The organism is Mangrovibacter phragmitis (assembly GCF_001655675.1).
In the GTDB taxonomy this organism is placed as follows: domain Bacteria; phylum Pseudomonadota; class Gammaproteobacteria; order Enterobacterales; family Enterobacteriaceae; genus Mangrovibacter; species Mangrovibacter phragmitis.
Window position 1 is genome coordinate 508868 of the sequence record NZ_LYRP01000022.1, and the last position, 13336, is coordinate 522203.

Annotated in this window: 15 protein-coding genes; 7 read left to right on the top strand and 8 right to left on the bottom strand. The window is 47.7% G+C overall.

The features are described from left to right. The first annotated feature begins 123 nt into the window (after nucleotides 1-123). Genes A9B99_RS15425 through tilS form a run of 3 tightly spaced genes read left to right on the top strand, consistent with a single transcriptional unit; the run spans nucleotide 124 to nucleotide 4027 of the window. Nucleotides 124-2259 (top strand): lysine decarboxylase LdcC, encoded by a 2136-nt coding sequence (locus A9B99_RS15425; RefSeq protein WP_064598944.1) that lies wholly within the window; start codon nucleotides 124-126, stop codon nucleotides 2257-2259. A 38-nt stretch (nucleotides 2260-2297) separates the two neighbouring features. After that, entirely contained in the window at nucleotides 2298-2687 is a 390-nt protein-coding gene (locus A9B99_RS15430; RefSeq protein ID WP_064598946.1) for a VOC family protein, read from the top strand. Between the two features lie 29 nt (nucleotides 2688-2716). Beyond that, nucleotides 2717-4027 (top strand): tRNA lysidine(34) synthetase TilS, encoded by a 1311-nt coding sequence (gene tilS / locus A9B99_RS15435; RefSeq protein ID WP_064599027.1) that lies wholly within the window; start codon nucleotides 2717-2719, stop codon nucleotides 4025-4027. 28 nt (nucleotides 4028-4055) lie between these two features. Here the strand turns inward: tilS and rof are convergent, their stop codons facing one another. Together rof and A9B99_RS15445 are read right to left on the bottom strand one after the other, a co-directional pair. Next, nucleotides 4056-4316 (bottom strand): Rho-binding antiterminator, encoded by a 261-nt coding sequence (rof, locus tag A9B99_RS15440; RefSeq protein ID WP_064598948.1) that lies wholly within the window; start codon nucleotides 4314-4316, stop codon nucleotides 4056-4058. Then, nucleotides 4303-4503, bottom strand: a complete 201-nt coding sequence (locus tag A9B99_RS15445) for a YaeP family protein (protein WP_036105974.1) — start codon at nucleotides 4501-4503, stop codon at nucleotides 4303-4305. Before A9B99_RS15445 ends, rof begins: the two co-directional genes overlap by 14 nt. Nucleotides 4504-4715: 212 nt before the next feature. Between A9B99_RS15445 and A9B99_RS15450 the strand changes: the two genes are divergently transcribed. The 3 genes from A9B99_RS15450 (at nucleotide 4716) to nlpE (ending at nucleotide 6535) form a co-directional block, all read left to right on the top strand. Continuing rightward, the gene (locus A9B99_RS15450; protein ID WP_064598950.1) at nucleotides 4716-5249 is read left to right on the top strand and encodes a YaeQ family protein; all 534 of its coding nucleotides are present in this window, start codon (nucleotides 4716-4718) and stop codon (nucleotides 5247-5249) included. Between the two features lie 7 nt (nucleotides 5250-5256). Further along, nucleotides 5257-5679 carry an alternative ribosome rescue aminoacyl-tRNA hydrolase ArfB gene (arfB, locus tag A9B99_RS15455; protein WP_064598952.1) on the top strand — a complete coding sequence of 141 codons (423 nt, stop codon included), beginning with the start codon at nucleotides 5257-5259 and terminating at the stop codon, nucleotides 5677-5679. Between the two features lie 154 nt (nucleotides 5680-5833). Beyond that, nucleotides 5834-6535: an envelope stress response activation lipoprotein NlpE gene (gene nlpE, locus A9B99_RS15460; protein WP_064598954.1), complete on the top strand. Its 702-nt coding sequence runs from the start codon at nucleotides 5834-5836 to the stop codon at nucleotides 6533-6535. An 85-nt stretch (nucleotides 6536-6620) separates the two neighbouring features. Here the strand turns inward: nlpE and proS are convergent, their stop codons facing one another. The 6 genes from proS to metN all read right to left on the bottom strand — a co-directional run bounded on the left by proS (nucleotide 6621) and on the right by metN (nucleotide 12229). Further along, nucleotides 6621-8339: a proline--tRNA ligase gene (proS, locus tag A9B99_RS15465; protein WP_064598956.1), complete on the bottom strand. Its 1719-nt coding sequence runs from the start codon at nucleotides 8337-8339 to the stop codon at nucleotides 6621-6623. A 105-nt stretch (nucleotides 8340-8444) separates the two neighbouring features. After that, nucleotides 8445-9152, bottom strand: coding sequence for a tRNA (N6-threonylcarbamoyladenosine(37)-N6)-methyltransferase TrmO (gene tsaA / locus A9B99_RS15470; protein WP_064598958.1), 708 nt, complete (start codon nucleotides 9150-9152; stop codon nucleotides 8445-8447). A gap of 6 nt (nucleotides 9153-9158) precedes the next feature. Then, nucleotides 9159-9569, bottom strand: a complete 411-nt coding sequence (gene rcsF, locus A9B99_RS15475) for an Rcs stress response system protein RcsF (RefSeq protein WP_064598960.1) — start codon at nucleotides 9567-9569, stop codon at nucleotides 9159-9161. A gap of 126 nt (nucleotides 9570-9695) precedes the next feature. Next, nucleotides 9696-10511 carry a MetQ/NlpA family lipoprotein gene (locus A9B99_RS15480; RefSeq protein WP_064598962.1) on the bottom strand — a complete coding sequence of 272 codons (816 nt, stop codon included), beginning with the start codon at nucleotides 10509-10511 and terminating at the stop codon, nucleotides 9696-9698. A gap of 40 nt (nucleotides 10512-10551) precedes the next feature. Next, the gene (locus A9B99_RS15485; RefSeq protein ID WP_064598965.1) at nucleotides 10552-11205 is read right to left on the bottom strand and encodes a methionine ABC transporter permease MetI; all 654 of its coding nucleotides are present in this window, start codon (nucleotides 11203-11205) and stop codon (nucleotides 10552-10554) included. Next, nucleotides 11198-12229, bottom strand: a complete 1032-nt coding sequence (gene metN / locus A9B99_RS15490) for a methionine ABC transporter ATP-binding protein MetN (RefSeq protein ID WP_064598967.1) — start codon at nucleotides 12227-12229, stop codon at nucleotides 11198-11200. The genes A9B99_RS15485 and metN overlap by 8 nt, the downstream gene beginning before the upstream one ends. Nucleotides 12230-12412: 183 nt before the next feature. Here metN and gmhB point away from each other — a divergent pair, with 183 nt between their 5' ends. After that, the gene (gene gmhB, locus A9B99_RS15495) at nucleotides 12413-12973 is read left to right on the top strand and encodes a D-glycero-beta-D-manno-heptose 1,7-bisphosphate 7-phosphatase (RefSeq protein WP_064598969.1); all 561 of its coding nucleotides are present in this window, start codon (nucleotides 12413-12415) and stop codon (nucleotides 12971-12973) included. The last annotated feature ends 363 nt before the right edge of the window (nucleotides 12974-13336 follow it).

Below are 13336 nucleotides of genomic sequence, written 5' to 3' on the forward strand. Positions count from 1 at the left end.
AGGAAAAACCACGCTTTTTCCTTCTTTTTCATCAATCGGAAGGGCCGCTTAGCGGCCCTTTTTCGTTTCAGGAATCAGACAGCCTGGTTATGCTTACACAAAGGAATAAGCAAAGAGGTAAATGTGAATATTATCGCTATCATGGAAACGCATGGTGTGTTTTATAAAGAAGGTCCATTACGTGAACTGGCTGATGCCCTGCGCCAGCAGAATTTTCAACTTATCTTCCCGGGAAGCAGTGCAGACTTACTGAAATTGCTTGAGCATAATCCGCGCATTTGTGGTGTGGTGTTTGACTGGGATGACTACGGCCTGGAGTTGTGCCCGGAAATCAACCAACTGAACGAACATTTGCCTTTGTATGCGTTCATCAATACGCACTCCACGTTAGATGTCAGTACCAATGAAATGCGTATGGCATTGTGTTTTTTTGAATACACCCTTGGAGTGGCACATGATATTGCTCAGCGTATTGTTCAGTACACTGATGAATATCTTGATGCCATTACTCCCCCTTTTACCAAAGCGCTGTTTACTTATGTAAAAGAAGGGAAATACACATTTTGTACCCCGGGCCATATGGGTGGAACAGCTTATCAAAAGAGCCCGGTGGGGTGTCTGTTTTACGATTTCTTTGGTGAGAATACCTTAAAGGCAGATGTCTCCATCTCTGTTACTGAACTGGGGTCTTTATTAGATCATTCCGGGCCACATTTAGAGGCAGAAGAGTATATTGCTCGCACCTTTGGTGCCGAGCAGAGCTATATGGTCACAAATGGGACATCCACTTCGAACAAAATTGTGGGCATGTATGCGGCACCCGCTGGCAGTACTGTGCTGGTTGATCGTAACTGCCATAAATCTCTGACGCATTTGCTGATGATGAGCGATATTGTGCCACTCTGGTTAAAGCCGACACGTAATGCTCTGGGGATTCTGGGCGGTATTCCGCAGTCACAATTTTCACATGAGAGTATTGAGGCCAAAGTGGCGTTAACGCCTGGTGCGAGCTGGCCTGTTCATGCTGTGATAACCAACTCTACCTACGATGGTTTGCTGTACAACACCAACTGGATCAAGCAAACCCTGGATGTTCCTTCTATTCATTTTGATTCAGCCTGGGTGCCCTATACCCAGTTCCATCCTATTTATAATGGAAAAAGTGGCATGAGTGGGGAGCGGGTTCCGGGCAAGGTCTTTTTTGAAACGCAGTCCACACACAAAATGTTGGCCGCGCTTTCTCAGGCATCGCTGATTCATATTAAAGGTGACTATGACGAGGAAACCTTTAACGAAGCATACATGATGCATACTTCCACATCTCCCAGTTACCCACTGGTGGCTTCCATTGAAACTGCGGCGGCAATGTTACGGGGAAATCCCGGCCGGCGGTTGATTAACCGCTCAGTTGAACGGGCCCTGCATTTTCGCAAAGAGATTAAGCGCCTGCGAGAAGAAGCTGATGGGTGGTTTTTTGATATCTGGCAGCCAGAAGATATTGATGAAGCAGATTGTTGGCCCATAGAACCCGGAGAGGACTGGCACGGTTTTCGTGACGCCTGCCATGCTCATATGTACCTTGATCCTGTCAAAGTTACGATCCTCACGCCTGGTATGGATCAGCAGGGTACTATGGCGAGCGAAGGGATCCCAGCCGCGCTGGTCGCCAGGTTCCTTGATGAACGCGGCGTGGTGGTGGAAAAAACTGGGCCGTATAATCTGTTGTTCCTGTTCAGTATTGGTATTGATAAAACCCGGGCGATGAGCCTGTTGCGTGGCCTGATGGAATTCAAGCGCGCTTATGACCTGAATCTGCGGGTGCGCAATATACTGCCAGACCTGTATGCAGAGGCACCTGATTTTTATCGCAATATGCGAATTCAGACACTGGCACAAGGGATCCATGATCTTATCCAGCAGCATGAGTTGCCACGCCTGATGTTAAATGCGTTTGATACGCTGCCCGAAATGGCATTGACACCCCATCAAATGTATCAGCAACAATTACGCGGTAATGTAGAAACTGTAGAAATTGAGAAACTTGCTGGTCGAGTTTCGGCGAATATGATCTTACCTTATCCTCCTGGTGTTCCCGTTGTTATGCCTGGTGAACGTATCACTGACGCAAGCAGGGGAGTGCTGGACTTTCTGCTAATGCTTTGTTCCATAGGTAAACATTACCCTGGGTTTGAAACGGATATTCATGGGGCGAGGCTTGGGGAAGACGGTATCTACCGTGTGCGGGTGTTAAAAGAATAACAGGCATTTTTACGCTAAAAGAAAGGGATAATGACATTATGCTGGCTATTAAACGCATCCATCATATTGCGATAATTGCATCCGACTATGCAGCAAGTAAGCAATTTTATTGCGACATTCTGGGTTTTACTCTGCTTGCGGAGGTTTACCGTGAAGCGCGGGACTCATGGAAGGCCGACCTCGGTTTGAACGGGCAGTATGTTATTGAGCTTTTCTCATTCCCTTTTCCACCAGCCCGCCCTTCAAGGCCCGAAGCCTGTGGTTTGCGCCATCTGGCGTTTGCGGTAGACGATATTCAGGCGGCCGTGGGTGTGCTGCAGGACAAAGGGGTAACCTGCGAACCAGTGAGAACAGATGAGTTCACCGGGAAACGGTTCACTTTTTTCAGTGACCCGGATGGGTTACCCCTCGAACTTTATCAGAGTTAATTACTGTGACGAATGACAGTATGACGGCTATGTTACCTGGCCCTTTATTTTCCCTGTCTGACCTTGGAGATCACCGCCACTTCCTGGTTGGTTTCAGTGGCGGGCTGGATTCGACAGTGCTGCTCCACCAACTGGTTGCACTGCGTGCTGAAAACCCGGCATTATCTGTTCGGGCGGTACATGTGCACCATGGCTTAAGCGCTCACGCTGATGCCTGGCTGGCGCATTGCAGGCAATTATGCCAGTTGTGGGATGTTGAGTTTATCGCCTGTCATGTGGCTGTCTCCCCGAATGGTAAAGGAGTGGAAGCTGCGGCACGGGAAGTTCGCTATCAGGCGATTGAAGCCGTTCTGGCTCCTGACGAAGCGTTGCTGACTGCTCAGCACCTTGACGACCAAAGCGAGACTTTCTTACTGGCATTGAAGCGCGGTAGCGGGCCTGCTGGCCTTTCTGCCATGCCGCGAGAAATGCAGTTTTCGGGCCGTGCGCTACTGCGCCCTTTATTATCACTTTCGCGCACTGAACTGGAGCATTATGCACGGGCTGCAAAGCTCCACTGGATTGACGATGACAGTAACACCGATACCCGGTATGACCGGAATTTTTTGCGCCTGACTATATTGCCAGAGCTGAAACAACGATGGCCTCATTTCACGCAGGCTGTGGCCAGGAGTGCGCAGTTGTGTGCGGAACAGGAACAATTGCTGGATGAACTTCTCGCGGAGGAGCTTGAGGCTCTGGTGCAGCCAGATAGTTCATTACAAATAGCGCCTCTGAACACCATGAGCGAAGTGCGGCGAGCTGCAATCTTACGGCGCTGGCTGGCGTGTCTTGGTGCAAAAATGCCTTCACGGGAGCAATTAAAGCGGTTGTGGTATGAAGTGGCCGTGAGCCGTGAAGACGCTATGCCCTGCCTCCATATAGCACCATGGGAGGTACGACGTTTCCAGGGGGCGTTATATTTGGTCAAACCTGTAAGGATCCCACGAAATGCCTGTATACCCTGGGAATATCCACTGACGCCTTTGCAATTACCTGCCGGGTCTGGGCAAGTTTTTTGCCGTGAGGTACCGGGTAATGGCCTGGCGGTGCGGCCAGCAACAGAAGATGAAAAAGTGTCCATTCGTTTTACTGCTTCGGGGTTATTGCACATTGTTGGTCGGGACAAAGGGAGGGAACTGAAGAAAATATGGCAGGAACTGGGGGTTGCACCATGGAAGAGAAGGACTGTTCCATTATTGTTTTATAACGAACAACTTATTGCGGCGGCTGGTTATTTTATTACTCAGCAGGGTGAACCCGGCCCAGACCAATGGTACTTTTGTTGGCAGCCTGAATAAATCAGGGCAGCGTTGCTGCCCTGGGCAATTATGAGTCACTGACCACTACGGTGCCAATTTCCGGGTGGCTGAAGCTGGCAATTTTATCGAGGCGCAACTCCTGGCTGTTTCCGCCGTCATCAAGCACCAGGTATTCAACGTTTTTACGCGAAATCAGATCCTGTGCCTTTGCTTTTATTACATCGCCTGTTTTTAACTCTACGGTCAGCATCAGGTGATGCTGGCAGGCCAGCTCCAGATTGTCATAGTCATCGCAATTGATTGGCTGATACGCATCATTCATTGACATAATCGCTCACCAGTAAGTTAGCGGCAGCGTAAGCTGCAGGTTCCCTGACAGAATCAGAAAGCGTTTCGTCTGAGGCAATGTTATTCAACGTTTTCAATACACAACCCAGCGCATCAGGCACATAGCCCAGGTCGCCACTGGCAATTTCTGAGTAACGTCTGCGAATCAAATCACAATATTTTTCCACATACCCTCCAGTCAGCTTTTGGCTACAGACTTATACATGGGATGCCAGTTAAGCCTACGAAGATAAATGCTGTTTCGCAAGGTGACTATAGCATACTCATCTGGTTGATATTACCGCGGGCTTATGTAAAGTCACGCATAAATTCATTCGTTTACCTGTGCAAATTAATGCTTTTCGTTACAATGCACGTCAGGTGTTTTTGTGGGGGATATATGGCATTAAAAGCAACGGTTTATAAGGCTACGGTGAATGTGGCAGATCTGAACAGGCACGTTTATCTGGAACATAACCTTACCCTGGCTCAGCACCCATCGGAAACCCAGGAAAGAATGATGCTTCGTTTGCTGGCCTGGATAATGTATGCCAGCGAGTCTTTGCATTTTACTCGTGGTTTATGTGCGGATGATGAACCAGAGCTCTGGTTACGTAATGATTTTGGTGGCATTGAACTTTGGATAGATTTAGGACTCCCAGAAGAGAAGCGCCTCAAAAAAGCGAATAGTCTTTCAGATAAAGTGGTTTTGTTTGCTTATAATTCACGGGCAGCACAAGTGTGGTATGAGCAGATGCGAGGCGTAATCAATGGTTATGCTGATTTAACAGTATGGTATCTGGACGATCAACAACTGGCGCAACTTACCGCGTTGATATCCCGCACAATGTCGCTCCAGGCAACGCTTCAGGAAGGTGTTATCTGGTTGTCTGATGGCAGCAGCAATCTGGAAATACAACCTCATCAATGGTGAATCACGGATGATTAGACTATCGAATCATGTTGTTTTAGAAGACGAAGAACTGGAGATAACAGCGATTCGTGCTCAGGGAGCGGGTGGGCAACATGTTAATAAAGCATCCACGGCAATTCATTTGCGCTTCGATATAAAGCAATCGTCATTACCTGAACACTACAAGGCGCGTTTACTGTCTGCCACGCATCACTTAATTACGGAAGATGGCGTAATCATTATTAAATCGCAATCGTATCGTAGCCAACAGATGAACAAAGATGCTGCAATCTCGCGTCTTGTCACGTTGATTCGTGAGTTGACCCGGGAAGAGAAGATCCGAAAAAGTACTAAACCAACGCGGACAAGTGTTGTACGCCGGCTGGATGCTAAGAATAAACACAGTATTGTGAAGACGCTACGCAGTAAGGTTCGTCGTTTTTTTGAGTGAGGAACTGGCGTTTTTTTCAGAAATATTGAGAATTATCAGGCGTCCACCCTATCGTTGTTCAGGTATAACGATAATAAAAACCAATGAACCCTGCTTTTAAGGCAAATTTCACGCCTGGCGCAAGCCGAAAAGTTACTGGCTGAGGAATGAGAAAGTGAGAAAAATTATTATAGCGGTATCCATTGTGTTAGGCAGTATGCTGGTGCTGTCAGGCTGTAATAACCGTGCTGAGGGCGTAGCTGTTGTGCCAGCAGAATTCAAACCTATGCAACAGAGCTACAAGGGTGTTTTGCCATGTGCGGATTGTGGCGGGATTGAAACCAGTCTTTTTTTAGAAAAAGATGGTTCATGGATTATGCAGCAGAAATATCAGGGACGCGGGGACGGGACGGCTACGGCTTCCTGGGGAACCTGGGCAAGAACGGCGAATAAACTGACATTAACGGCTACTGATGGCGAAAAATGGTTCTTCCATCCTCAGGGCGATACCCTGGTGATGCTGGATCAAGAAGGCAATGCTATTGAGTCTTCACTGAACTATACATTGAAACCTGTACAACAACCGCTTCCCGAACAACCTATGCCAATGCGAGGCATGTATAAATATATAGCTGATTCCGCAACGTTTACTGATTGTGTTACAGGTAAGCGATTTCCTGTTGTCAGTAATATAGCGCTGGAAAGAGGTTACAGGGCAAGCCGTAAACCAGATATGGCACCCGTTTTAGTCGTGCTTGATGCTCATTTCACGCATGAGCCTAATCCTGATACCGGTGTAATGCATATTGCGCTGGTAGCTGATTCTGAAGGCATTTTTAAACCCAATATGGGGTGTAGTACAACGGTACAACAATAGCCTTTAGCTGTAATACGTAATATACGTCATAAAAAGAAAAGCCCTGTGATTTATTAACAGGGCTTTTTTAGTCCGTAATCCGGTCTTAACCTTTGATTTGGTTGACGAGGTAATTGAGAATTTCGCCAACTTTAATCATTTTCTTCTCACCTTCACGGCGATATTTGTATTCGATATCGTCGCTGTCCAGGTTACGGTCACCGATAACAACCATGTGTGGAATCCCAATCAGTTCCATATCGGCAAACATAACACCCGGGCGCTCTTTACGGTCATCCAGAAGTACTTCAATTCCCTGAGCACGCAGTTCGTTATACAGGCGCTCAGCAACTTCCTGAACCCGAAAAGATTTGTGCATGTTCATTGGCAGAATTGCAACCTGGAAAGGTGCAATGGCTTCAGGCCAGACAATACCACGCTCATCATTATTCTGTTCAATTGCCGCTGCCACTACGCGTGTTACACCAATCCCATAGCAACCCATTGTCAGCGTTTGATTACGGCCATCTTCACCCTGAACAGTGGCTTTCAGCGCAGCTGAATATTTGGTACCTAACTGGAAAATATGCCCCACTTCAATACCACGTTTGATAAGCAAAGTACCTTTACCATCCGGGCTTGGATCACCTTCAACAACATTACGAATGTCAGCAACTACAGGCAACGCTACATCACGATCCCAGTTGATACCGAAGAAGTGTTTACCATCAATGTTCGCACCAGCTGCAAAATCACTCATTACAGCGACGCTACGGTCAACAATTACCGGTATTGGCATATTCACCGGGCCAAGAGAACCCGGGCCTGCATTAACAATTGCACGAATTTCTTCTTCAGTGGCAAAAGTCAGCGGGCTGGCAACCAGTGGTAACTTCTCGGCTTTAACTTCATTCAGCTCATGGTCACCACGTACCAGTAAGGCAACCAGTGGATGTTCGCTGTCTTCTGCGGCTTTAACCAACAGCGTTTTGACAGTTTTTTCTACAGGTAAATTAAACTGCTCCACCAGTTCTGCGATGGTTTTCGCGTTCGGTGTATCAACGGTGCTCATAGCCTGAGAAGGTGCGGCACGTTCCGAGGCAGGTGCTACGGCTTCTGCCAGTTCAATATTAGCGGCAAAATCAGACTCGGTAGAGAAAACAATATCGTCTTCACCACTTTGTGCCAGTACCTGAAACTCATGAGAAGCACTGCCACCAATTGAGCCAGTGTCAGCCTGAACAGCACGGAAATCCAGCCCCATACGGGAGAAAATCTTGCTGTACGCCTGGTACATGGTGTCGTAAGTTTCTTGCAGTGATTCCTGGCTGGTATGGAAAGAGTAGGCATCTTTCATGATAAATTCGCGTGAACGCATGACACCAAAGCGAGGGCGCACTTCATCACGGAATTTGGTTTGAATCTGGAAAAAGTTGAGCGGTAATTGTTTGTAGGAGCTCAACTCGTTACGAACCAGGTCTGTAATCACTTCTTCATGCGTTGGGCCTAATACAAACGGGCGCTCACCACGGTCAACAAAACGCAGCAATTCCGGGCCATATTGTTCCCAACGACCACTTTCCTGCCAGAGGTCTGCGGGCTGGACAACGGGCATAGACACCTCGATAGCACCGGCATTATTCATCTCTTCGCGCACGATGTTTTCGACTTTTTTCAGAACGCGCAAACCGGTGGGCAACCAGGTGTACAAACCGGAGGCCAGCTTACGAATCATACCAGCACGGAGCATCAACTGATGGCTGATGACTTCGGCGTCGGCGGGTGTCTCCTTAAGAGTGGAGAGCATGTATTGGCTAGTACGCATGTTGTTACGGTTCCAGTTGAACAAAGGTTTCAGGCACAGTGCCTGATATAAAAAGTGGTTTAGTTTACCAGCGTGGGCCAGATGTCAAAAGGGTGAACAGTGAAATTAGCGTGGCTCCAGCGCGAAGACTTCAGCACCTGCCCCGGTTATTCGCCAGCGAACATTGAAGTCTGCCAGCAATACAGCATAGGTTTTGCCTGGTGCCTCCGATTTTCGGTAAGCAGGGCGTGGGTCCTGAGACAGTACTTCGACAATAAAGCGCTCTAAGTCAGGATAGCGCGATGCCAGGTTGCGCAACTGTTCCCTGACCTGTGTGGTAAATGTTATGACAAGAGCAGCGGGTGGCTCCGTCTGCGCATAACCGGCACGGGCATCAGGTATGGATTCAGCAAAAGGAAGATAGGGTTTGACATCAATAACGGGGGTTCCATCAACCAGATCCAACCCGCCGAGGTGCAAAATCACGTTCTGCCCCCGGCACTCCACATGTTTAAGTGCCACCAGAGACTGCCCTACAGGGTTCGGCCTGAAGGTTGACCGTGTAGCGAACACCCCCATACGCGCATTGCCCCCCAGACGGGGAGGGCGAACAGTAGGACGCCAGCCATTTTCCATTGTTTGATGAAAAACGAATAGCACCCATAAATGACTAAAGTTTTCCAGGCCGCGAACAGCCTCGGCCTGATTATAAGGGGGGAGAAGATGCAATTCGCCACCCATCGCATTCACCAAACCGGGTTGCCGGGGGACGGCAAATTTTTCCTTATATGGGGAATGAATAACCCCTATCTGGTTAAGCTCGAAAACGCTCATCAGGCGTTATTTCTCAGAAACCTGTAATGCTGATCCCAGGCATACGGCTTGCCGGTAGCACCCGGGAGTACCACTGGTGACTTCACAGCTATGCAGTAAAACCGCGTTGGCTTTCATTTTTGAAGCATTAATTTGCAGACGCTTGCGTGCTGTTGGAATGTTGGGCGGAGAATCCTGGCTACTTGACTGGCATGATTCACCAGAGACTTCGCCTAAATCGCGGAAGGGTTTACCCACCAGTGCAGTTGCGTCTGTGTAAATCTGAACAGGTGCAGCGTGGCTAACTTTGGGTTGAGTATGTTCTGTTTTCGGCGGCGTTACGGTGCTTTCAACAGGTTCTACAGGGGGTCTATTTAACAATGAGCAGCCGCTGAGAAGACTCGCTAGCGCAATTAAACAGACCGGTAAAGCACGCATAATAATTCCTCGATAAAAGTGAAAACGGAATAGTTAAAACGGCTGTTATTGAAGCAAGCTATGGCACAAATAACAAGACGGGCTTGCGCCCGTCCTGTAATTATTTGTTTGTTGCCTGGGAAAGTCTTACCAACCTTTCACAGCACCGCCGTTAAAAATCTTGTTCGCAGCGGCAGCAACTTCATCTGATTCATATGCTTTAACGAATTTTTTCACGTTCTCAGCATCTTTATTATCTTCTCGAGCCACAATCAGGTTCACATACGGAGAGTCTTTATCTTCAACAAAGATACCGTCTTTTTCCGGAGTCAAACCAATCTGGCTGGCATAAGTGGTGTTGATAACAGCAAGAGCGATTTGCGCATCATCCAAAGAACGTGGCAACTGTGGTGCTTCCAGTTGAACAATCTTCAGGTTTTTCGGGTTTTCGGTGATATCCAGTACCGTCGGTAACAGGCCAACACCATCTTTGAGTTTAATCAGCCCCACTTTTTGCAGTAACAGCAAGGAACGGCCCAGGTTTGTCGGATCGTTTGGTACGGCGATTTGAGCACCATCCTGCAGTTCACTGAGGGATTTGATTTTTTTAGAGTAACCTGCAATTGGGTAAACAAAGGTGTTCCCGACCGGAACCAGTTTATAACCGCGGTCTTTAATCTGCTGATCAAGATAGGGTTTATGCTGGAACGCATTTACGTCAATGTCGCCTTTGCTCAATGCTTCATTAGGCAGTACGTAATCGTTGAAGGTAACCAGTTCAACATCCAGACCATATTTTTCTTTAGCGACTTTCTGTGCAACTTCAGCAACTTGTTGTTCAGCCCCAACGATAACGCCAACTTTAATGTGGTTAGGATCTTTCTCTTCCTGACCACAACCCACCAGAGCTAAAGAACCGATTAATGCGCCAATTGCTGCAAAGGTTCTGAATTTAAAAGACATATCCTTTCCTTACTTATATACAGTCGTGTTGATTATGTAATTACTTGTGAGTCACAGCCCGGACGATACGATCGCCACAGAATTGAATCAGGTATACCAGCAGTACCAGCAATACCAGTACGGTATTCATAACAGTAGCATCATAACCGATATAGCCGTACTGATAACCAATCTGCCCAAGACCACCGGCACCTACCGCACCACCCATCGCGGAATAACCGACCAGAGTTATCAAAGTGATAGTAGCGGCATTAACCAGCCCTGCCAGTGCTTCCGGGAGTAAAACTTTACGAATAATTTGCAGTGGCGTTGCACCCATTGCGCGTGACGCTTCAATTAAGCCTGACGGAATTTCCAATAAGGCGTTTTCAACCATACGGGCAATAAATGGCGCGGCACCAACTGTCAGTGGGACAATAGCAGCCTGAAGACCAATTGATGTGCCAACAATCATGCGCGTAAAGGGAATCATCCATACCAGTAAAATAATAAAAGGAATGGAGCGGAAAATATTCACCAGGGCAGAGACTGAACGATAAAGTTTCCCGTTCTCAAGGATTTGTCCTGGCCGCGTAATATAAAGCAGTACACCCACAGGAAGGCCGAGCACAAAGCCAAAAAAGCCTGAGACGAATGTCATCGCAAGGGTTTCCCAGACACCGCGAACCATCAACCACATCATTGCTTCAGACATAACCCAGTACCTCAATTTTCACATGATGTTGTTGTAAATAAGCGATGGCTGCAGCGGTATTGGCGCTTTCTCCATGCATTTCGGCCAGCATAATGCCGAACTTAACTCCACCGGCATAATCCATTTGAGCACTAATAATGTTGTTATTCACATTAAAACGGCGAGCTGTCTCAGATAATAGCGGCGCATCTACAGACTGGCCGGTAAACTCAAGCCGCAGTAGCGGGACTGTATCGCCATTGCTGGTGGGGGAAAGGCGCTGCACGTAATCATCAGGAATATCCAAATGCAACGTTGACTGGATAAATTGTTGTGCCAGCGGCGTTTTGGGGTGTGAAAATACTTCACTGACGGTGTCTTGTTCAATCAACACCCCATTACTGATAACTGCAACACAATCACAAATACGCTTCACTACATCCATTTCGTGGGTGATGAGTAAAATGGTCAGGCCAAGACGGCGGTTGATATCTTTCAGTAGTTCCAGAATAGCGCGCGTTGTTGCTGGATCGAGCGCACTGGTTGCTTCATCACACAGCAGTACTTTAGGGTTACTTGCGAGAGCCCTGGCAATAGCAACACGCTGTTTTTGCCCGCCAGATAAATTGGCAGGGTAGACATCTTTCTTCTCGCTGAGCCCTACAAGCTCCAGTAATTCCGTCACGCGAGTATTAATCGCATCGCGAGACAGACCATCAAGCTCAAGTGGCAATGCAATATTCCCGAAAACAGTACGGGAGGACAGCAGGTTAAAGTGCTGGAAGATCATGCCAATCTGGCGGCGGGCTTTGGTCAGTTGTGTGGCAGACAGCGCAGTCAAATCCTGGCCATCAACCAGAACGCTACCCTGTGTTGGGCGCTCAAGCAGGTTTACGCACCGTATTAAGGTACTTTTACCCGCACCAGACGCGCCGATGACGCCGTAAATTTGCCCGGCAGGAACGTGCAGAGACACATCTTTCAGTGCCTGTATAGTACGGTTTCCCTGCTGGAACTCTTTGGTGATGTTAGAAAGTTTAATCATTAGTCTGGTTATTATCTTATAAATGTAAGCCGTGGCATTTACTCTGCCGATGCATCCTCGGCCATTGATGGATATGGATGTTAAGGCATCCAGACGTCTAAATCAATCTAAGTCATCAGGCAAATGTTGTCGCGAAGGAAACGTGCGATAATAGCGCCACTTTATTTCGTCAGGAGTTTTCAGGTGGCCCAAACTGTACCCGCAATCTTTCTGGATCGTGATGGCACGATTAATGTTGATCACGGTTATGTCCATGAAATTGATAAATTTGAATTCATTGATGGTGCCATTGAGGCACTACGTGAGTTAAAAGCAATGGGGTTCGCCCTTGTTTTGGTAACTAACCAGTCTGGTATTGCCCGGGGCATATTCAGTGAAGCTCAGTTTGAACAACTTACTGAATGGATGGACTGGTCGCTGGCAGACAGAGGTGTTGACCTGGATGGCATCTATTATTGCCCGCATCACCCGGAAGGCACTGTAGATGAATACCGCCAGCAATGTGATTGCCGCAAACCACAACCCGGTATGCTGATTTCTGCGCGCGATTATCTGCATATAGATATGGCTGCATCCTATATGGTTGGTGATAAAGCCGAAGATATGCAGGCAGCACTGGCGGCTGGTGTTGGAACAAAAGTGCTGGTGCGCACTGGTAAGCCTGTCACGCCTGAAGCACAGGCTTTGGCCGATATGGTGGCAGACAGCCTTGCCGACTTACCGGAACTGATAAAAAAACGCTGAAATGACTAAAAGGTGAGCGGTTGAGATTTTTTTTGTGTTTTCCGCTTGCCATCCCAAAACATGGCCCTATAATGCGCCTCCATCGACACGGCGGCACGCTTCACTGAGTGCAGTAAGCCGGGGAGATAAAGAGAAAAAATCCTGAAAAATTGGGTTGACTCTGAAAGAGGAAAGCGTAATATACGCCACCTCGCGACAGCAGGCAGAATGCCGGGTCGCACTGCTCTTTAACAATTTATCAGACAATCTGTGTGGGCACTCATAAGCACTGATATCTTAACGTCGCAAGACGCTAAAAATTATCAAGTCTTAAAGAGTGACTAACAGTTAATTCATTACGAATAAACAGTTTAATTCTTTGAG

Bases quoted from the DNA above. Each gene is read 5' to 3' on its own strand.
- A9B99_RS15430 (WP_064598946.1), top strand. From the start codon at position 2,298: ATGCTGGCTATTAAACGCATCCATCATATTGCGATAATTGCATCCGAC.
- tilS (WP_064599027.1), top strand. From the start codon at position 2,717: ATGTTACCTGGCCCTTTATTTTCCCTGTCTGACCTTGGAGATCACCGC.
- rof (WP_064598948.1), bottom strand. From the start codon at position 4,316: ATGTCAATGAATGATGCGTATCAGCCAATCAATTGCGATGACTATGAC.
- A9B99_RS15450 (WP_064598950.1), top strand. From the start codon at position 4,716: ATGGCATTAAAAGCAACGGTTTATAAGGCTACGGTGAATGTGGCAGAT.
- arfB (WP_064598952.1), top strand. From the start codon at position 5,257: ATGATTAGACTATCGAATCATGTTGTTTTAGAAGACGAAGAACTGGAG.
- proS (WP_064598956.1), bottom strand. From the start codon at position 8,339: ATGCGTACTAGCCAATACATGCTCTCCACTCTTAAGGAGACACCCGCC.
- tsaA (WP_064598958.1), bottom strand. From the start codon at position 9,152: ATGAGCGTTTTCGAGCTTAACCAGATAGGGGTTATTCATTCCCCATAT.
- rcsF (WP_064598960.1), bottom strand. From the start codon at position 9,569: ATGCGTGCTTTACCGGTCTGTTTAATTGCGCTAGCGAGTCTTCTCAGC.
- A9B99_RS15480 (WP_064598962.1), bottom strand. From the start codon at position 10,511: ATGTCTTTTAAATTCAGAACCTTTGCAGCAATTGGCGCATTAATCGGT.
- A9B99_RS15485 (WP_064598965.1), bottom strand. From the start codon at position 11,205: ATGTCTGAAGCAATGATGTGGTTGATGGTTCGCGGTGTCTGGGAAACC.
- metN (WP_064598967.1), bottom strand. From the start codon at position 12,229: ATGATTAAACTTTCTAACATCACCAAAGAGTTCCAGCAGGGAAACCGT.